This is a genomic window from Natronosalvus rutilus, from assembly GCF_024204665.1.
GTDB lineage: Archaea > Halobacteriota > Halobacteria > Halobacteriales > Natrialbaceae > Natronosalvus > Natronosalvus rutilus.
Genome location: NZ_CP100355.1, coordinates 3,511,267 through 3,531,583, shown reverse-complemented (window position 1 = coordinate 3,531,583; position 20,317 = coordinate 3,511,267). Strand labels below are relative to the sequence as shown.

The 20,317-nt window shown below is 64.5% G+C and carries 14 protein-coding genes; 4 read left to right on the top strand and 10 right to left on the bottom strand.

The features are described from left to right. Positions 1-178 precede the first annotated feature (178 nt). Entirely contained in the window at positions 179-10,300 is a 10,122-nt protein-coding gene (locus tag NGM29_RS17150) for an Ig-like domain-containing protein (protein ID WP_254157968.1), read from the top strand. 142 nt (positions 10,301-10,442) lie between these two features. Here the strand turns inward: NGM29_RS17150 and NGM29_RS17145 are convergent, their stop codons facing one another. Further along, positions 10,443-10,778, bottom strand: coding sequence for a 2Fe-2S iron-sulfur cluster-binding protein (locus NGM29_RS17145; RefSeq protein ID WP_254157966.1), 336 nt, complete (start codon positions 10,776-10,778; stop codon positions 10,443-10,445). Positions 10,779-10,920: 142 nt separating this feature from the next. Between NGM29_RS17145 and NGM29_RS17140 the strand changes: the two genes are divergently transcribed. After that, on the top strand, positions 10,921-12,327 hold the full coding sequence (locus NGM29_RS17140; RefSeq protein ID WP_254157964.1) for a geranylgeranyl reductase family protein: 1,407 nt from the start codon (positions 10,921-10,923) through the stop codon (positions 12,325-12,327). A 102-nt stretch (positions 12,328-12,429) separates the two neighbouring features. Here the strand turns inward: NGM29_RS17140 and NGM29_RS21205 are convergent, their stop codons facing one another. From NGM29_RS21205 to NGM29_RS17115, 6 genes are all read right to left on the bottom strand, one after another. Then, positions 12,430-12,561, bottom strand: coding sequence for a hypothetical protein (locus NGM29_RS21205; protein WP_256548170.1), 132 nt, complete (start codon positions 12,559-12,561; stop codon positions 12,430-12,432). 324 nt (positions 12,562-12,885) lie between these two features. Further along, positions 12,886-13,551 (bottom strand): COG4315 family predicted lipoprotein, encoded by a 666-nt coding sequence (locus NGM29_RS17135; RefSeq protein ID WP_254157962.1) that lies wholly within the window; start codon positions 13,549-13,551, stop codon positions 12,886-12,888. 98 nt (positions 13,552-13,649) lie between these two features. Further along, positions 13,650-13,952, bottom strand: a complete 303-nt coding sequence (locus NGM29_RS17130) for a DUF8036 family membrane protein (RefSeq protein WP_254157960.1) — start codon at positions 13,950-13,952, stop codon at positions 13,650-13,652. Positions 13,953-14,013: 61 nt separating this feature from the next. Then, positions 14,014-14,307, bottom strand: coding sequence for a winged helix-turn-helix domain-containing protein (locus NGM29_RS17125; RefSeq protein WP_254157958.1), 294 nt, complete (start codon positions 14,305-14,307; stop codon positions 14,014-14,016). Positions 14,308-14,380: 73 nt separating this feature from the next. Further along, positions 14,381-15,652, bottom strand: coding sequence for an amidohydrolase (locus tag NGM29_RS17120; RefSeq protein ID WP_254157956.1), 1,272 nt, complete (start codon positions 15,650-15,652; stop codon positions 14,381-14,383). Between the two features lie 118 nt (positions 15,653-15,770). Continuing rightward, positions 15,771-16,109 carry an uS10/mL48 family ribosomal protein gene (locus NGM29_RS17115; protein ID WP_254157954.1) on the bottom strand — a complete coding sequence of 113 codons (339 nt, stop codon included), beginning with the start codon at positions 16,107-16,109 and terminating at the stop codon, positions 15,771-15,773. A 110-nt stretch (positions 16,110-16,219) separates the two neighbouring features. Here NGM29_RS17115 and NGM29_RS17110 point away from each other — a divergent pair, with 110 nt between their 5' ends. Further along, a complete protein-coding gene (locus tag NGM29_RS17110) occupies positions 16,220-16,657 on the top strand; it encodes a bis(5'-nucleosyl)-tetraphosphatase (RefSeq protein ID WP_253437843.1) in 438 nt (145 codons plus the stop codon). 170 nt (positions 16,658-16,827) lie between these two features. Further along, entirely contained in the window at positions 16,828-17,874 is a 1,047-nt protein-coding gene (locus NGM29_RS17105) for a DUF5787 family protein (RefSeq protein ID WP_254157952.1), read from the top strand. Positions 17,875-17,986: 112 nt separating this feature from the next. Here NGM29_RS17105 and NGM29_RS17100 read toward each other — a convergent pair whose 3' ends face one another. The 3 genes from NGM29_RS17100 to NGM29_RS17090 all read right to left on the bottom strand — a co-directional run bounded on the left by NGM29_RS17100 (position 17,987) and on the right by NGM29_RS17090 (position 20,256). Next, complete coding sequence (locus tag NGM29_RS17100) at positions 17,987-18,271, bottom strand: MarR family transcriptional regulator (protein ID WP_254157950.1); 285 nt, start codon at positions 18,269-18,271, stop codon at positions 17,987-17,989. Next, positions 18,268-18,516, bottom strand: a complete 249-nt coding sequence (locus tag NGM29_RS17095; RefSeq protein ID WP_254157948.1) for a hypothetical protein — start codon at positions 18,514-18,516, stop codon at positions 18,268-18,270. The genes NGM29_RS17100 and NGM29_RS17095 overlap by 4 nt, the downstream gene beginning before the upstream one ends. 597 nt (positions 18,517-19,113) lie before the next feature. Next, complete coding sequence (locus NGM29_RS17090) at positions 19,114-20,256, bottom strand: acyl-CoA dehydrogenase family protein (protein WP_254157946.1); 1,143 nt, start codon at positions 20,254-20,256, stop codon at positions 19,114-19,116. Positions 20,257-20,317: the final 61 nt, after the last annotated feature.

The following is a 20,317-nucleotide window of genomic DNA, read 5'->3' as shown; positions in this document are numbered from 1 at the left end:
AGGGAGTGAAATCCAATCAGGAGGTGAGTATAGATAATTCACCCTTCGCACGTATCGTATGCAACGACTGTTGGGGGGAGTGATAGCAGTGCTGGTCGTACTTTCGACCATTGCCACGGGGCCTACGGCACTCGCATTGACTGGTGACGGTGACTCGTATTCGGACGAGTCGAGGCCAGTGATAATTGAGCAATTCGATCGGACTGATCTTGCGACCAGCCAGATAGGGCGAGTAGAATCGACAGTCGAAACCGTCGATGGGAACGCCATCTTCGGCGGGAACGATGGCGAAATAGCGTCGCTCGGGACCTCGGCAATTGTCGACCACGTCGACTCTGTATCGATACTCGACGCTGGCGACTGGGGAACCGACGGCCGAGATTCGGGTCGCTCTGGACACAACCCGAACGCATCTGGGCCGACGACCGACCCCGATGCCCGCTGGGTGTACGAGTTCACGGACGACGTCATCGATATCCCGGTTGTCGTCGCAGCCGGCCACGTGTACGTCCCGGGGGAAGACAGCCTTCGAGCGATCGACAACGACACCGGTGAGGAAGTCTGGAACGTGAGCGAACCCAGCATCAGGTCGGTGACGGCCACTCAGGATGTGGTGGTCACCACCGCGACCAGTTATTCGGATGGCGACTGGATCCGTGGCTACCACGCGACCAACGGCACCGAACGCTGGAACGTATCTAACTTCGAAGCCGACGCGACAGTCGCCTTCGACGGAACATTTTACGCTACCCGGGGAGAGTACCTCTACGCCTACGATCTCCAGACGGGCGAACAACTGTGGTCTGTCGACGTCAACGAGGACGTTACCGGCAGCCTGTCGGCAGCCGGCGGGATGATCTACGCGACAGGCCAGGTGAACGATCGTGACTACGCCGTTTACGCACTGAGCGCAAGCGACGGCAGCGAGGAATGGCGCTTCGAGATGGAAGGGGAGCTATCGATGCAACCGACGGTAGCCGATGACTCGGTGTTCGTCGGTACTGGAGACGAAACCTACGATCCGAAGTTCTACAAACTGAATGCCACCGACGGGCACGTTGAGTGGATATTCGACGTCAACACTCAGCCGCGGGGTACAGCGGTCGCCGACGGGTACGTCTACCTCGCAGCGGGCAACACCATTCACGCACTCGACGAGACCACAGGTCAACGGGAGTGGCTACACCGCTTCGCAGGGAGTATCGAATATGGGCTGCACTACGAGGGCATGCACACACGTTCGCCCGCGGTCGCGGACGGAACCGTCTATGCCGTCAACGACCGAGGTTTCCTCGTCGGCCTCGACGGCGCGACCGGAACCGAGCTGTGGGAATACCGCCTCGAGGGGTGGGCGATGACCCCCGCCGTCGCCGACGACCGGCTCTACGTTCACGTCATCGATACCGAAGACACGAACACCGACTACTCGCGCGTCTACGCCCTCGAGGAACCGCCGTTCCAGTTCTCCGACTTCGCGCTCTCCGCGACCAAAGTCGAACCGGGTGAGTCGTTTACGGCGACGGTCAACGTGACTAACGTCGACGACGAGACCCGGACCTACGACTCCTCTCTGATGGCCGACCCGCCACTGAACGCGGACTGGCGAGCGATCGATCGGACGAACGGGACGCTCGCTCCCGGCGAGTCACGCGAACTCACCTTCGTCGGCACGGTATATTCCTCTGGATCGTGGGACATCTCCGTGAAGCGGCCACTCGAGAGCGATCCCACGGTCGATCCAGTGACCATCGCGGTCGAGACGCCTGTGCAGAGCGACAACTGGCCGTCCGTCGGCTTTGATAGCGGACGAACGGGCGACAACCCCGACACCGTCGGGCCGATGCGAAACGCCCAGGAGGCCTGGAACCTCACGTACTTCGACGATGACGCGCGGCCGGTAATCGCGAACGGGAGCGTGTTCGTCGTCCAGGAACAGAGGCTGTACTCTCCGTCGAGAACCGTCTACACGCTGGCCGCCTACGACGAGGCGACCGGCACGCTCGAGTGGGAGTTCAACGTCTCGGCACGCGATCGGGCAGCCGCCGGATCGGCGACCGTCGATGGGGACACGGTGTACCTATTCACGCGGCCGATGAACTTCGACGGGGAGGGCCCGGCCGTCCACGACAACTCGCTGTTCGCGCTGAATCGCTCGGACGGGACCGAGGAGTGGAGTCGTGACTTCACGCTGAACAAGACGCTCGGTACCGTCGATCAGGGGCCCGTCATCGCCGACGGACAGGTGTACGTTGCAGGCGGCATCCCGGAAGATTCGTACGGCGACTCGAACGCGTCACTGATCGCCTTCGACGCCGACACTGGGGCGACGAGCTGGGACTACCAGGTGAAGGCCGACAGGGAGTCGGAGCTCTTCTACTACGCGACGGCGGCAGACGGGATGGTCGTCGTGACGCTCGCGGACGAGGACTACGACAGTAGCACCGGTTCGACGTACGACGACCGTCTCGTCGTCCTGAACGCGGCGGGTGGTCACGAGTGGTCGACTAGCGGACTGATGATCGACGTCCAGGAGCCCCCGGTGATCCGAAACGGGACGGTCTACGTGATCTCGGAGGATCACCAGCAGGACGGCGATCCTATCGAGGTGCTCCACGCGTTCGACCTCTCGGACGGAACCGAGCGCTGGTCGTTCAGCCCGACCTATCGTGCGGACGAGGCCAACGGCTGGAGGCTCGACAGTCCGACCGTCACCGACGACGGAATCTTCGTCAGCCAGCGGATCGACGTCCCGACTACCACTAGCAGTATCGGCCACCTCTACCGGCTGGATCCCACGTCGGGCGACGTCGTCTGGAACCGGTCCACCCCGCTCCTGAGCACGCAGTTCGCGGTCGGCGGGCTGCTCTACGCCGGCGACGCCGATGGGGACTACACCTTCGTCTACGACGCTGAGACAGGCGAGACGTACACCGAGACCGACTTCTACTCCCGAGGGCGCGGCACCGCGCAGGTGGTGGCCAACGGGACGATGATCACCTACGCCGAATCGACCTCGGCGAACGACTTCCGGGTCGTCCGCGAGGGCGGTCTCATCGAGTACACCGAGCTCACGGTCGACTCGTACGAAATCGGCGAGGGCGAGAACGTCACCGTCACCGCGACGGCGACCAATCACGGCGCGTACACCCGGAACTACGACGTCGAGCTCGACGTTGCGCCGGACAATCACGGCGATCGCCACTTCTGGAACTACGCTACCCGTAGGGGGACGCTCGCTCCCGGAGAGAGCACGACGATCACCTGGACGGTGCGCCTTGACGTTCGTGACGACTTCGTGTTCTTCCTCGTGCCCCTCAACGATGGGGACGGCAACGAGGACGACGACGTCGGCGCGATGAATCTGCACAAGTACGACCGCGCCGGCACCCAGACGGTCCACGTCGGCGACGCCGACGACGGCACCGTCTTCAACCTCGGCGGGCCGCGCGACCTCGAGCCAGACGTCGACTCCTGGCCGAAGGAGAGCTTCGATGCCGGGAACACCGGCAACTACACGGGGACCGGCGCGCCGACCGCTGTCGGCGACGACACCGTGTTCTGGGCTGTGAACCACTCCTCCGAGTGGACTAGCGGTCCGACGCTGGCCGAGGACACCGTCTTCGCCGGCGGGTACGACGGCGGCGACGAAGCGATTTACGCCTTCAATGCGACCGACGGCTCATTGCGCTGGGAGTACCCGACCGAGCGTGACGTCGAGGTCGCACCGACCTACGCGGGCAGCTACCTCTACACCGCCGATGGAAGCGGTCGCGTCTACCAGTTTGATGCGACGACCGGCGAGCGTCTCTGGACCTACACAGAACTGCGGGACGTCGGCGGCATCACTGTCGTGGACGACGTCGCCTACGTCGCCGGGGACGTGTACGTTGACGGCGGATACTCCGGCACCCTACACGCCCTGAACGCGACCACGCGGGAGGTCCTGTGGACGTTCACCCGCTCGAGTTCTAGCTACGGGATGGGTGTCACGCCCGCAGTCGAGAACGGCACTGTCTACGTCACGAGCGACGACGGGTACATCTACGCGCTGGACGCGGCAACCGGCGGCGTCGAGTGGAGCGAACCGGTCGCCGGCTCCGGATCGAGCCTTCACTCACCAGTCGTCGAAGATGGAGTCGTCTACGTCGACGACACCACGTGGGACAGCACTGACGCGAACCTCTACGCACTCGACGCGACGGACGGCAGCACCATCTGGAACACGCCCGCGAACGTCGACGGGTACACGGGCGCCTCGCCCGCGCTGGCGAACGACACGCTGTTCTTCACCGCCGACGGGGCCGTCCGGGCGGTCGACGCGACGGTCGGATCGACCGGCGGCGACCTGCTGTGGAGCACGCAGCTCTGCTCGGCCGCCAGGTACTCGCCAGTCCACGCGGACGGGGTCGTGTACGTGCCGACGACCGACAGCGCCATCCGGGCGTACGACGCCGATACCGGCGATTTGGTGTGGCGATACGACGCGTACGGTGAACACTCGTTCACGCCGGCCGTCGTCGACGGTCAGCTCTACTCGACCGGCCTGGAAAACGACGATTACACCCACTCGCTCGTCGCCCTCGCGGGCGGAACGACCGCAGAACCGAAATCGAGCTTCGAGTACTCCGGACTGACGGTCTCCAGCACGAACGTCTCCGCCGGCGAATCGGTCACCGTCTCCGCGACCGTCGAGAACCTCGGCGACGTCGACTGCGGGTACGCCGCCGACCTGACCGTCGACGGGAGCGTCGCGGACACCGCCACCGGCACCATAAGTCCCGGCTACTACGGACGAGAGACCGTGGAATTCACGCACACGTTTTCGGCGTCCGGAACGTACGACGTCACGATCGCGGACCTGCCGCCGGTCGCGGTGACCGCGACCGAACCCGAACCCGACGTCGAGGTCACGCCGGGCAGCTGGGACTACGGCACCGTCGACGACGGCGAGTGGGTCCAGAAGGACTTCCTGGTGAAGAACGTCGGCACGGCCGATCTCGACTGGTCGGACTCCGTCCTCGCCGGCCCGGACGCCGACGAGTTCTCGATCACCTACGACCAGTCAGACTCGTACGTTTCCCTCTCGCCGGGCAACTCCGGCTGGGTCACGGTCTCCACCGCACCGACGACCCCCGGTACGAAGACGGCCACCCTGCAGATTCGAAGCGACGATCCCGACGAACCGCGCTTCAACGTCTCGCTGACGGCCAAGGTCGTCGGTGAGCCGGAGGTCGACGTCTCGCCGACCGGCCACGACTTCGGCGACGTCGAGGTCGGATCGAACGCGACGACGACCGTTGTCGTCTCGAACGTCGGGGGTGGACCGCTCGCCTTCGACGGCGCGCAGCTCACCGGCGGCGATGCGGGCGCCTACGCCGTCACGTCCGGCGGCGGGGCGACGACGATCGGGGCCGGTGATTCCCACGCCGTCGCCGTCGAGTTCGCGCCGGCGGCAACCGGCCAAGCGGACGCGACCCTCGAACTCTCGACGGACGACACCGACGAGCCGACGGTGAACGTGGCGCTTTCGGGAACCGGAACCGACACGGTGCAGAATCGGGCGCCGATCGCCGTCGACGACCATTACACGACGTTCGAGGGACAAGCACTCACCGTCGACGCGCCGGGACGGCTCGCGAACGACTTCGACCCCGAGGGGGACGACATCACCACGACCAACACCGGCAGCCCCGACAACGGGACGGTCTCCGGCGTGGTCGACGGGAGCTTCACGTACACGCCCGATCCCGGGTTCACGGGAACAGACAGCTTCCGGTACCTCATCCGCGACGAACACGGCGCGTACTCCTCGTACGGGACCGTCACGGTCGAGGTCGTGGACGGAAACCGGGCGCCGGTCGCCGTCGACGACCACTACTCCGTCTACGAGGGAGAGACGCTCACCGTAAGCGCCCCCGGCCGACTGGAAAACGACTATGATCCCGATGGCGACGACATCACCACGACCAACACCGCCAGCCCAGGAAACGGCACGGTCACCGGCGTCGTCGACGGGAGCTTCACCTACACGCCCGATCCTGGGTTCGTCGGCACTGACAGCTTCCAGTACCTGATGCGTGACGAACAGGGTGCGTACTCCTCGTACGGGACCGTCACCGTCGAGGTACTCCCCGATCCCAACCAGGCGCCGGTCGCCGTCGACGACCACTACTCGATCGCGAAGGGCAAGAATCTGACCGTCAGCGCGCCGGGACGGCTCGCGAACGACTACGATCCCGACGGGGACGACATCACCACGACGAACACCGGGAGTCCCAGTCACGGCACGGTCACTGGCGTGGTCGACGGGAGCTTCACTTACAGGCCCGATCCGGACTTCGCGGGAACCGACTCGTTCGACTACATCATCCGCGACGAACACGGGACGTACTCCTCGTACGGGACCGTCACCGTCGAGGTCGTCGACGGTAACCGGGCGCCGATCGCCGTCGACGACCACTACTCGATCGCGAAGGGAGAGAATCTGACCGTCAGCGCGCCCGGTCGCCTCGCGAACGACTACGATCCCGACGGGGACGCTATCACCACGACCAACACCGGGAGCCCAGGAAACGGCACGGTCACCGGCGTGGTCGACGGAAGCTTCACCTACAGACCGGATCCCGGGTTCGTCGGCACCGACAGCTTCCAGTACCTGATGCGTGACGAACATGGGACGTCCTCCTCGTACGGGACCGTCACCGTCGAAGTCTTCGACACGAACGCGACGGCGCCGGTCGCCGTCGACGACCACTACACGACACTCGAGGGACAGGCACTCACGGTCGACGCCCCCGGGCGGCTCGCCAACGACTACGACCCCGAGGGGGACGACATCACCACGACCAACACCGCCAGCCCCGACAACGGCACGGTCAGCGGCGTGGTGGACGGAAGCTTCACCTACACGCCCGATCCCGGGTTCGTCGGCACCGACAGCTTCCAGTACCTCATCCGAGACGAACACGGCACGTACTCCTCGTACGGGACCGTCACCGTCGAGGTACTCCCCGACCCCAACCAGGCACCGATCGCCGTCGACGACTACTACTCGATCGCGAAGGGCGAGAATCTGACAATCGACGCGCCGGGACGGTTGGCCAACGACTACGACCCCGACGGGGACGACATCACTACGACCAACACGGGAAGTCCCACCCACGGCACGGTCAGCGGCGTGGTGGATGGGAGCTTCACCTACATCCCGGACCCCGGGTTCGTGGGTACCGATAGCTTCGACTACCTCATCCGGGACGAACACGGCGCGTACTCCTCGTACGGGACCGTCACGGTCGAGGTCGTGGACGGAAACCGGGCGCCGGTCGCCGTCGACGACCACTACTCGATGGTCCAGGGAGAGACGCTCACCGTCGACGCGCCAGGGCGGCTCGCCAACGACCGCGATCCGGACGGGGACGTGATCACCACGACGAACACCGGGAGCCCCGACAACGGCACGGTCACCGGCGTCGTCGACGGGAGCTTCACCTACACGCCCGATCCTGGGTTCGTCGGCACTGACAGCTTCGTCTACCTGATGCGGGACGAACACGGCGCGTACTCCTCGTACGGGACCGTCACCGTCGAGGTGGTGCCGGACCCCAACCGGGCGCCGGTCGCCGTCCCGGACCACTACGCAGTGCTCCAGGGTGGGGTACTCGATGTTGCCGCGCCCGGTCGTCTCGCCAACGACTACGATCTCGACGGTGACGTGATCACCACGACGAACACCGGCAGTCCCGCCCACGGCACGGTCTCCGGCGTGGTCGACGGGAGCTTCACCTACACGCCCGACCCCGGATTCGTCGGCGTCGACAGTTTCGGCTACCTCATCCGCGACGAACACGGAACCTACTCCGACTACTCGACGGTGACGGTCACCGTCGTCGACGCCTCTATCACCGTCGGCGCGGAGATCTCGGTAACGCCGAGTACGCTCGCCTTCGGGACGACGCCGGTGGGAAGCACCCGGACGAAGACGATCACCGTCGCCAACGTAGGCGACCGGAATCTGACGCTCTCGGACGTGACGCTCGCCGGACCCGAGGCGGACGCCTACGCGATCACGGCCGGAAACGAGACGGCCACACTCGGCTACGGCGAAACCGAGGTTTTCACGGTCGCGTACGCACCGACTGAACTCGAGACGGCGAACGCCACCGTGACGATCCACTCCGACGACCCGGGCGAGACGACAGTCGACGTGTCGCTCGTCGGCTCCGGCTACGACGACGACGCGCCGACCGTCCACGCGATCGACGTCGCGAGTTCGTCACGTGACGGAGCGACGGTCTACGCGAACGGCACGACCGACATCGACGTCTCGGTGAACGTCACCGACACGCTCGGATCGGTCCAGTACGTCCGGATCGAACTGGACGCGCGGGCCTCGCCAGCCCGGCGGACCGAGACCGCGCTGTTCGACGCGACCAGCGGTAACTGGACCGCGTCGTTCGACCCGGGCGCGATCGCCGCCGACGGCCGGTACGGCGTCTCCGTCGTGGCGGTCGACGACAGCGGCAACCGCGCGACGGTCGCGGCGACAGACGAGGTCATCGTCGATCGAACCGCACCTCAGCTCGCCGCTATTGTCGACCGGGTGGACGCGACCAGCGGCAACGTCACCGTCGACGCGAGCGAACCGCTCCGGGACGGCACGCTGTCGGTCGTGGTCGAACAGCCCGACGGAACGAACGAGACGGTCGCCATGACTGGATCGGACGACGCCTGGACCGGGACCTTCGCACTGCCCGAAGACGGCCAGTACAACGTCACCGCGACCGCGCTGGATCTCACGGGGAATCGCGCGACCGACGAAGCGACCGCCCAGTTCCAGACCGGAGATACGGACGGGAACAACACCATCCTGTTGAAGATGGTGCCGTCGGGGCTGTTCGTCGAGTTCACGACGGACCAGCCCGTGACTGACACGTTCGTCACGATGACGGAAAGCACGACACCACTCAAGCCGCTGGATTCCGACCAGTTGGGCGTGAACTTCCTGAACGCGGCGCTCGAAAACCGCCTCGCCGGCAACCTCAGCCACGCCGTCGTCGGCATCCCGGTCGACCAGGCGCTTCTCGGGCCGGGGACCGGCGTCGACGACGTGACCATCCGGCACTTCGACGACGACAACAAAACGTGGTCCGCTGTCCCGACCACCGTCGAGAACGTCACCCTTCCCGATGGAACGACCGGCGACTACTGGGTGGCGAACGTGACGCACTTCTCGACGTACGGCGCGATCACGACGGACGCGACGCCTCCCGGCGTCACCGAGACGAACCCGACTGACGGGCACGAGTTTGCGGCCGGCACTGCGTCCACGACGCTCCGGATGGAGTTCGAAGACGTGGGAACCGGCGTGGATGCGAGCGAAACCGTGGTCATCTTCGACGACACGCTCGTCACGTTCGACGACGCCACGACGATCACGAGCGAATACGTTGAGTATCGGGTGACGGGACTAGTGGACGGCTCGAGTCACGAACTCGAGTTGTTTGTCACAGACGCGGCGGGCAACGGACGTACGGAGACGATCACGTTCACGGTCGCGACGCCGTCTGGGGGAGAAGATGATGGCACCGACAGCGACGACGATGACAGCTCCAGCGACGATGGCGACGACAACTCTGAGGACGACGACCGATCCGACGGCGAAGATCTCAGCCCGGGAAGCGCCAACATTGTCGTCACCGACCTCGAGATCCAGCCGAGTAACGTCCGTTCCGGCGAAACCGTGACTGTGTTAGTCTCCCTCGAGAACGTTGGCGACGCTACCGGGGATCACGTCGCCGAATTGCGGGTCAACGGCACGGTCGTCTTCGAAGAGTCTGTCACCGTTTCCGCCGGCGGCTCTGAGACGGTGACGGCGACCCATACGTTCGAGAAGGCGGGTACCTACACTCTATCGGCTGGCGATCAGCGAGCGACCCTCGAGGTGTCTGACGACGAGACCGAGACGGACGAAGAACCGGACGGTTCCGACGGCCAAGACGATCAGGGCGATAGTTCCGCTGAGGACGACGCTGACGATGTGGACGACACCGACGGGACGGACGACCGATCCAACGATTCAGACGGCCAGGACGACCAATCCGACGGCCGCGACTCTGCCGACGAGGCCGATGGGGACGATCGTGTGGGCGAGGACGACCGATCGGACGACAAACCGAACGACGGATCCGGAGACGAAGCCGACGACACGATCCCCGGATTCGGGATCTCGGCGACGTTCGCCGCGCTGCTTGTAACACTCCTGGTCTCGTCTCGTTTCGTCGCCCTCGAGAAACGCCGATAGCGATAACCGGGCGGTTCAAACTCCCTCTCTCTCGAGGAAGGGTCTCTTCGGAACGATCTTCTTGAAGTGCCGTCGTAGGACGGATGGGCAATCGAACTGAAATTATAGGTCAGGAATCTGGTGTCTGTCGTCGTCCTATCGATCAGTCGTCGGCAGATGCTGTACTCCCGTCTGCGTTCGAGTCGATATCAGCCTCGATGCTCGGCGGATACTTCCCACGCTCGAGTCGCAGATCCGACTGTGGTCGAGCCATGCAGGTCAGCGCGTAGTTCTCGGCTTCCTCCTCGGTCAACCCGCGAGCCGCCGGCTGGGTGACCTCGCCCTCGAGGACCTCCGCCGAGCACGCCAGACACATCCCGACGCGGCAGGAGTACTCCTGGGCAATCCCTTCCTCGAGACAGCGGCTGAGAATCGTCTGCGTGTCGGAGCAGGTGATCGTCTCGCCCGTGCCGACGAATTCGACGGTGTACTCGGTCATACTGGCCGGTACGAAAGACCGTACTAAAACTCTTTATCCCTCTTTGTCGTTTTCCTCCCGACAGAATTGCAGATGGCGACACTCCGGAGCGGTCACCGGCGCACGAAAAACGTTTTCTTACCCCAGTGTGGAGAGTCGAGTTATGAGCAGCATGGAGCAGTCGGCCGCGACGACGGGCCAGCGCGAGCAGTCGCCGGACGTAATCGTCGTCGGCGCCGGCACGGCAGGGTGTTACGCCGCCGCAACCGTCGCGAAGGCGGGCTACGAGGTCGTCGTCCTCGAGCGAAAGTCCGAGGAAGAAGCCGGACACATCGCCTGTGGCGACGCGCTGAAGGGCGCGGACGCGTTCCCCGAGGCGATCCCCAAGTCCCAGCTCGAGCCGGCGTTCACCAACACCGACGTCACCCACGGTCGCTTCGAGATTCCGCAGGAGAACACCGTCCTCGAGATTCCGGTCCCCGGCGAACTCGCGGTCGTCGACCGCTGGGAGTACGGGCGTCGGGTCATCGAGGGGGCGAAGAACGCGGGCGCGACGTTCCACTACGACACCGTCGTCCAGGACGTGGTACAGGACGACGACGGCCGGGTCACGGGCGTCCGAGCGATGTCCCGCGGCGATCCCTACACCTACGAGGCCGACCTCGTCGTCGACGGGGCCGGGTCGCTCTCGCTCCTTCAGGACAAGGTCGACTTCTCGAACTCGACGTTCGACACCAACGTCACCTACTCGCAGTTCTGTTCGGCCTACCGGGAAATCGTCCACGTCGAGGAGCCGGTCGAGTGGAGCGACGCCCTCGTGTTCAAACCGACCGAGCGTGCCGCGGGCTACCTCTGGTACTTCCCGCGGACGGACACTGAGATCAACGCCGGCCTGGGCTTCCAGATGACCGAACAGCCGATGAAACTCGTCGAGGACCTCAAGCGCGACCTCCGGGACCGACCGGAGTTCGCTGGCGCCCGCGTTGAGGACAAACTCGGCGCCGCGCTCCCCACCCGACGGCCCTACGACTCCGCGGTGCACCCCGGCTTTATGGCCGTGGGCGACGCCGCGGGGCACGTCAACCCCACCACCGGCGGCGGCATCGCGGGCGCCGCCTACGCCGGGAAGTACGCCGGCGAGCAGGCGATCGAGGCGATCGAGGACGGCGACGTCAGCGAGCACGCCCTCTGGGAGTACAACGAGCGCGTGATGGACCACTACGGCGCCCGCTACGCCGCCCTCGACGTCTACAACATCCTCTCGACGGCCGTCGACGTCGACGACCTCATGGGCCTGCTCGCGGCGATGCCCGGCGACAAGCTCGCCGAGGCGCTCTACTCGGGCAGTACGGACATCGGTATGAAACTCAAGCTCGAGGCGCTGGTCAAGAGCCGCGGCCACTGGGGGACAATCTTGAACCTCTACCGGACGAAACGGCGGGCCGACGAGGTGCTCGAGCAGTATGAGGGGTACCCCTCGAGACCCGACGCGCTCCCGAACTGGCAGCGCCAGCGCGACGACCTGATGGAGACGGTGTACGAAACGACAGGTGCGGATCCGAAGTACTAACACCGACCTTTTGCGCTGCGGTCTTGCGCGTTCGCGAGAGCAAGACTGTCGCGAACGCACTGTCCCTCGGCAAAAGCTCGACCAAAAGCACTCGTCCTTCCCCTACGGGTCAGTCGTCGGCCCGCTCACTCGCTTCGCTCGCTCGCGGTGGGCGTCGGTGTGGCGCCTGCCCTCCCCCGAAAAGCGCGTCTCTCGCCGTCGCTCGAGCCGCGCTCCCGGCCACTCGCTTAGCATTTCTGGTGACTCGAGTGACAGGGCGCAGGTTCGAGTTGGGTGCGCCTCAAATGAACCCGAGCAGGTCGAGGAGTTTGTCGAGATACCAGCCGTAGCGGTCATCGTCGTCATCTTCGTCGGCGTCGTCCTCGCTCTCGACCCCGTTCTGTCCCTCGTCTTTTGTCATCGGCTGACAATTCACGTCAGAATAGAATAGTCTGTGGGCGTACGGACGGGGGCGAGACCACGCCTGTAACGCGTTCAGAGACTTGATGTGGTTCGGCGCTCGGGTCTCAGGGAAGCCGTTCGATCGGCGACTCGGGTGGCCGAGGGGTTCACACACCGTCAGTAACCGACGCCGTCGTCATCGTCGCTATCTGAGTCATCCGTGTCGTCAGTCTCATCCGAGTTACCGTCGTCGCCAGAGCCACCACTGTCGTCCGGCCGCATCGGCGTTCCGTCGGGCTTGAGGACCCACCAGACGTCGTTGACGCCCTGGCCATTCGCGTCGCCCGGCTCCTCGTCAGAGGCGAAGTAGTACAGCGGCCAGCCGTTAGCGGCCACCTGTGTTTCCCCGTCGTCCCGCTCGAACGTGGTCAGCGTCGCGGCGACCCCGTCGCCGGCGGTGGGCTCTCCCTCGACCGTCAGCGGCGGCCACGCCTCGGCACAGCCGTCGTAGCAGGTACTCTCCATTTCGCCCTGGGTATCCTGGTCGAAGTTGTACAAAGTCAGTCCCTGCGGCCCGACGAGAACGTCGCCGTGGTCAGGGTGGGGTCTGACGCGAACCGTCGCGCCGGATTCGCCTTCGTCGTCGGTCTCGTTATCGTTCTCACTCTCGTTCTCGCTCTCACTTTCGCTATCGTCGTCACCCGACTCGTCGCTATCGTCTATCTGCGTCCCGTCGTCCGTCGAATCTTCGCTCCCACCGTCCGATTCCTCGTCACCGAGACAGCCGGCGATGGCGACACTCGAGCCGACGGCGAGCAGGACTGTTCGTCGTGGTATCGACATACCACAACCGACGCCGATATGATAGATGAGGATTTTCCGAACTTCGTCCAAAATTCGTCCCCAATCGCCCCGTTACGACCTCGTGTCCAAACACCTCGTCACGACCACGTGATGCGAACGAGGAACGCCAGGGCGACCGTCTCGAGACCGCAGAGGAGCACCATCCCGACCTGGACGTCCGTTCCCGCGTTGACGAACCACCCGATGTACCCCTCGTGGAGGCGGTAGAAGTACAGCCAGACCCCGTTCTGGACGAGGAGCAACGATGCGAACACGAGCAACCCGAGGGTGTGACTCGCGCCGTGTCGACGGTATCCCTGCACCCAGACCCAGCCCAGAGCCACCAGTAGCACGACGTTCACCGCCGCGGCGACCCAGGCGATCGTGAACAGGGTGCTCATCTATCCCCACCTTTCCAGTCGACGGTTATCTGTGTTGTCCAAAATTGATCCATGATTACGATTACCTCGCCTCTGAGTCCGAATCGACCGCTTCGAGAACGGTTTCGACGGTGTCCCAGTTCGACCGCACCTGGTCGGTGAACAGGTAGACGGCCGCGTAGTCGTCGTCGGTTCGGCGGACGACGTTGTTCTCCATCAGGACGTCCAGGTGATGTCGAATCGTCGTGTAGTCCAGCTCGAGTTCGGTCGCGAGCTGGTTGGCGTTCCGCGGTCGCTCCTCGAGTGCCCTGAGGATCCGGACGCGCGTCGGACCCCCGCGGGAACTCGCGAGGACGTACCACAGAACGTCTTCCATCGCTCTCCCGTTCTCACACGAGGGTTGTAAAATCGCTGGTCGCTGGAAGTCTCTGACGCGTTCACCCAGTCGTTCAGGGCCGCTCGAGGCTCACCCGTTCGATCGTCCCCGTCAGGACGTCGACGCCGTGACGCAGACTCGCCTCGTCGACGTCGAACGTCGAGGTGTGGTGGCCGCCGGGGTGATCCGTGCCGACGCCGACGTAACACGCCAGCCCGCCGTGTTGCTGGACCTCCCGCATCAGGAAGGTGGCGTCCTCGCTCCCGCCGAGTTTGTCGCGCTCGAGGACCCGCTCGACGCCGTCGGTCGCGCTCGCCACCTCCGCGACGACGTCGGCGAGTTCCGCATCGCTCGTCGCGCTCGGTGCCTCGGCACCGAGTTCGACCTCGAGGTCGCAGTCGTGCATCTCGGCTGCGGACCTGAGCACCCGCGTGCCCTTCTCGCGCATGTACTCCATGAGTTCGGTCGTCTCGCCGCGCACCTCCGCGACCAGGCGGGCCTCCTCGGCGATGATGTTCGCCGCGGAGCCACCTTCGATGACGCCGGCGTTGACCCGCGTCTCCCCGTCTGAGTGGCGCGGAATCGCGTACAGGTTCTGGACGGCCGTCGCGAGCGCCTGATTCGCGTTGCGCCCTTCCTCCGGACGAGCGCCCGCGTGGGCCGGTTCGCCGTAGAACGTCGCCTCGAGGTGGGAAACGGCGAGGAAGCCGTCGATGCCGGCGACGATTTCGCCGGTCGGGTGGTCGAGGCCGACGTGCATCGCCAGCAGGTAGTCGACGTCCGCGAGGTGGTCGCTCTTCGCCATCGCCTTCCCACCGCCGATGACCTCCTCGGCGGGCTGGAAGAACACCTTTAGCGTTCCCTGAAAGTCGCTGTCCGCGATGGCGTCGATGACGCCGATGCCGACGGTCGCGTGGGAGTCGTGCCCGCAGGCGTGCATGGCCTCGTGTTCGGACCGGAACCCTTCGGCTGCGGGTTCGTGATCTTCGCCATCGGCTTCGATCCGTGGGAGGCCGTCGATGTCGACCCGGAGGCCGACCGTCGGGCTCTCGCCTTTCTCGAGGACCGCGACGGCGCCCGTGTAGCCGCCTTCGAGCGAGGCCAGAACGTCGGGGTCGACGTCGTACTTGCGGGCCTGTTCGTACCAGGCGTCGATCTCGCTATCCTCGGGTAGCGCCAGGCGATGGTCGCCGTTGATGGCTTCGGGGCCCACGTACAGGTCCAGGTCGGCCTCGAGGCTCTCGAGGGCCTCGACGATTCGCGCGGTGGTGTAAAATTCCCGCCAGGCGGGTTCGGGTTTTCGGTGGAGGTCTCGACGGAGCGAGACGAGTTCGTCGTCGTGCACACGGCTTCCTTCTCGGGAACGGAAAAAGAATTGATGAAAGCGGCGATGTGCGTGTGAGTCAGAGTCAGAGCGACGGCGAGACCGCGACGAATCCCATCGGAACCGGCGAAGACGACGCTTAGCTCCGGCCCTGACCGACGCCCCGAACCTGCTCGACTTCGGCCTCGATGTGAACCGAATCGGGGAAATTCTGCGAGGCGATATTCCGGGCGAGGTTGTCGTGGCCGTGAATCTCGAGTTCGCGGGTGAAGACGGTGTACGTCCACGCGGAGAAGCGGCGGTCGTCGTCCGCGTGGAGTCGGCGGTGCTGTGGAACGGTGTACTTTTCCGGCGGATGGGAGTGTGGCCCCTTCAGCGCGGCTCCTTTCTTCTCGGCGGTCGCCTTGATGTCCTCGACGATGCCGTCCAGGGCGGCTCGGTCCCCACTCTGGAGTCTGAGACGGGTGACGAAGGTCATAGTTGTATTGTGCCCTAATCCACGACGGGGACAGAAAAAGGTGCTGAGTCGCGTTCACCGGATACGAACAGTCCGATATTCTCTTAACGTCCGGCCTGCTATTTCTGGCAATGGCAGTCGAAGCTACGAGCGCAGGCGCGATCCTCTTCCGCGACACGCGGGGCCGGCGCGAGTATCTTCTACTCAAGAGCCGCCCGGGCGACTGGGAGTTTCCGAAGGGCGGTGTCGAGGGAGAGGAAGAACTACAGCAGACGGCGATCCGCGAAATCAAGGAAGAGGCAGGTATCGAACAGTTCAGACTACTCGACGGCTTCCGCGAGGACTACGACTACGTCTTCGAGGCGAATGGGAAGACGATCCACAAGACCGTCCACCTCTTCGTCGCGAAGTCGTTCGAAGCGAGTGCGGAACTCTCGAGGGAACACCGGGACCTCCAGTGGCGTGACTACGAGCAGGCGGTCAACACGGTCACCCAGGACGGGCCCCGCGAGATCCTAGAGCAGGCCCACGTCTATCTCGACGACCTCGAGGAGGACGGCGAGATTTAGGTCTCGCCGAGACGCCATCGAGAGCTGGTTCCGGAGAGCGGTCGCGCCGTCTCCGAAAATCGTTCAGCACTCAGAGAGTCGTTCAGCATCGAGTTCGTCCGGGATCCCGGTGTCTGCCAGTCACGGCTCGAGTAACGAGCGTTTTTGATCCTCGGCCCCCAACGACGGCCGTGAACCGGGCCGGGACCGAGAGTGAGAGCGAGTTCCACTTCGAACTGCGAACTTGCCGCTGGGCCGAACGCGAGTGGCCACTCGACTCGAGCGACGCCGCCATCCTGGTCGCCCGGCAACTCGGCACCAAGCGGCGTCGCTGGGACACCATCGTCCTAGAGTGCGACCCCGACGCGCTCCGTCATCGGGCGAAGTTCGGCGAAAAACGCCTCGACGGGGATCTGCTCCACGTCGTCCGAAACGCGCCCGAGGAGTGGACGTACTACCGCGACTGCCTCCCCGACCCCGGCTATCCATGGCGCTACGTCCGCGAGTCGATCCACGAGGCCGACGACCGCGGCGTTCTCGAGACCCGCCGGAACGGCAACCGCATCGAGATACGACGCAAGTGGCCCTACCGCGAGTGGGTCCGCCGGATCGTCGCCATCGAGAACAAGCCGGACCTGGACGCGAGCGCCGCACGCGCCCTGCGCCCGCAACTCGAGTACGACGTGGCGATGGCACTGGCCGATGAAGTGTGGGTGGCCACGCGAAAAACGGGCGAACGGATCGAACCGGCCCTGCTCGAACGCCTGCCGGTCGAGGCGGGCATCCTGACCCTCGATCCCGACTCGCTCGAAAGTGAGGTCGCGTGGTATCCCCGGCGCCTCGACGTCGACGGGCCGGGAACGCGCATCCTGGAGCGACCCGCGGGCGGTCCGCGAGACGCGTCGCCGGCGCAGTTCGAGTACGTCGATCCCGAAGTCAAGGCGCGAAAACGACTCGAGATTGCCGAACGCGCGTACGAACGCGGCTGGCGGTCGTTCGCCGACACGATGCGCCCCGACTGCCGCCACTTCGAGTTGCGCTCGGCGGGCCAGTTTCTGCCGTGGTGTGCAGCGAAGGGCTGCTGTCAGACGGCGGCGGAGTGTAGCAGTCGCTGTTCGCACGTCGAGCCTGAACCGCCCGCGTGGCGGACCCGTGGCTGGCCCATCGAGGGGGGTCCCGGCAAACGATCGAAGACACTGCTCGAGGAGCGGCGACGACGGCGGCGCCCTGGGCTGTGAGTCATCGTGTGTGGCCTGGATTCGGATAGCCCTCGAGTTACTCGATCGGCGTCGCTGCTCGAGATTCAGGTTAATACCGTTGCCGGCTCAGAAAGGGTTTCGTTCGACACCACTACGGTCGTGGTGAACGGACCGACGCTGCGTCGAACTCCCCGAGAAGGTACGCTCGCCCGCGATCGGTAATCCGATACCGCATCGCGTCGGAAACGACCAGTCCGGCGTCCTCGAGCGTCTCGAGTCGCTTGTCGACGTAGTCGAGGCGGAGCGCGATTCCGAGGTCGTTCAGTTCGTCTCGAACGTCTCGAGGGCGGCACCGTTCGGCCATACAGAGCAACTCGAGCATTCGCTCGTCGTTCTTCGACATCCACTCGCCCTGCTTCCTGACGGCGATCGTCATGGGCCGACCACCGTCCGACGAGCCGGCGTCCGCGTCAGTTCGTGGAAGTGTTCGTCACAGAGACACGGGACGTCGCCGTCCTCGAGTACGCTCGTCGAGACCAGCGACTGATCCCGGGTCTCTATCTGGGAGAGATATCGAGGGAGGGAGATCTGGCCGTCGCGTCGACAGAGTTCGCACTCGTTGCCGTCTCGGCGGTTCGCGTACTGGAGCGTCTTGCCGAACTCGTCTTTCTCACAGTTCATACACAGCCGACCGATTTCTGCGCCGCTGTATAGATCGATCGCAGCCCTGTTGTACCCTGCCTCATTCCCACATATCACACAATTCATACATGATCCCTGTTTCACTCTCCGGGAAATCGAGTTAAGCACCAATTTCACTTAAAGGAGGCCAGCGAGGCGAAATTGAACGGACGTGCGCGTTCACAGAGGTGAGTGTGTGTACGGGATTGACCCACACCCTTCTGCCGATCTCGAGTCGTGAGACGAGCGGTTCGAGTCCAAACAATTACATGTATGGTTTATGGTGGTGTATCGGTTCTCGCGGTGGAGATGGCTACGAAGTCCACTAAGTCGGGCGATTTCCCGGCATCCGTCCAGTAGAAAGTTCGGTTCAACATCCCAACGTGTGTCGATTTGAAGATTTTATATACGCCTCCGTTTCGTGTGCTCGTCTCACATCCATCAGACTGTCTGAATAGTGAACGGTCGACTCGCTTCCTCGCACCGCAAACCTCGACAATAGATCGTTACCTTTGGTGAAACGTGTTTTTCGTGGCGGACGACTGCCCGATCGAGAACGAATTCGCCGGCACCGAACGACCTCGATGCTCGAGCGTTCTACAGCCCGAGTTCGCGGCCGATCACGAGGTGCTGAATCTCGCTCGTACCCTCGCCGATCTCCATCAGTTTCGCGTCGCGGTAGAAGCGCTGGGGTGCGAAGTCCGTCGTGTAGCCGTAGCCGCCCAGCACCTGGACGGCGTCCTCGGCGACCTTCCGGGCCGCCTCGCTGGCGTCGAGTTTGGCGAGGGCCGACTCCTTCGTCACCGACTGCCCGTTGTCGTACCGACAGGCGGCCTTGTGAGCCAACAGCCGGGCACGCTCGGTCTTGCGGTGCATGTCCACGAGTTTGTCCCGGATCGCGTCGAACTTACAGATCGGTTTGCCGAATTGCTCGCGCTCTTTGCTGTAGGCGTGGGCGTGCTCGTAGGCACCCTGGGCGAGCCCCGTCGAGATGGCCGCGATGGAGATTCGGCCGCCGTCGAGGGTCTTCTTCGTCTGGTTCCAGCCCTCACCGACCTCCCCCAGGAGCCGATCCTCGGGGACGCGAACGTCGTCGAGGGAGATCTCGCAAGTGGGGGAGGCGTTGAGCCCCATCTTGTCCCACACCGTCGTCACCTCGAAGCCGTCGTCCGTCTCGGGGTCGACGATGAACGTCGAGATGCCATCGTAGCCCGCCTCGGGGTCGGTGACGGCCTTCACGAGCACCGAGCCCGCGACGTTTGCGTTCGTGATGAACTGTTTGGTGCCGTTGAGCACCCACTCGTCGCCCTCTTTTACGGCTCGAGTGTCCATGTCCGACGCGTCTGAGCCACTCCCGGGTTCGGTGAGCGCCCAGCCACCGAGGTACTCGCCTTCGGCGAGCGGGCGGAGCCAGCGCTCTTTTTGCTCCTCAGTGCCGAACAGCTCGAGCGGCTTCGAGGCGAGCGAGGTGTGGGCAACGTAGGAGAGCGCGACCGAGCCCGACACCCGGCCGAGTTCCTCGGCGACCACGGCGTACATCAGCGTGTCGCCGCCGAGGCCGCCGTACTCCTCGGAGATGGGGACGCCCATCACGTCGAGTTCGCCGAGCTGGGCGAAGATTTCCTCGGGGAACCGGTGTTCGTCCTCGATCTCCTGGGCGATCGGCTCGATTTCCTCCTCGCAGAACTCCCGGACGGTGTCCCGGATCATCCGGTGCTCGTCGGGCAGATCGAACTCCATGCGCAATACTTGCCGACCGGTGAAATAAACGCTCCGAAGACCAGCCGGTCGGCGGATGTCA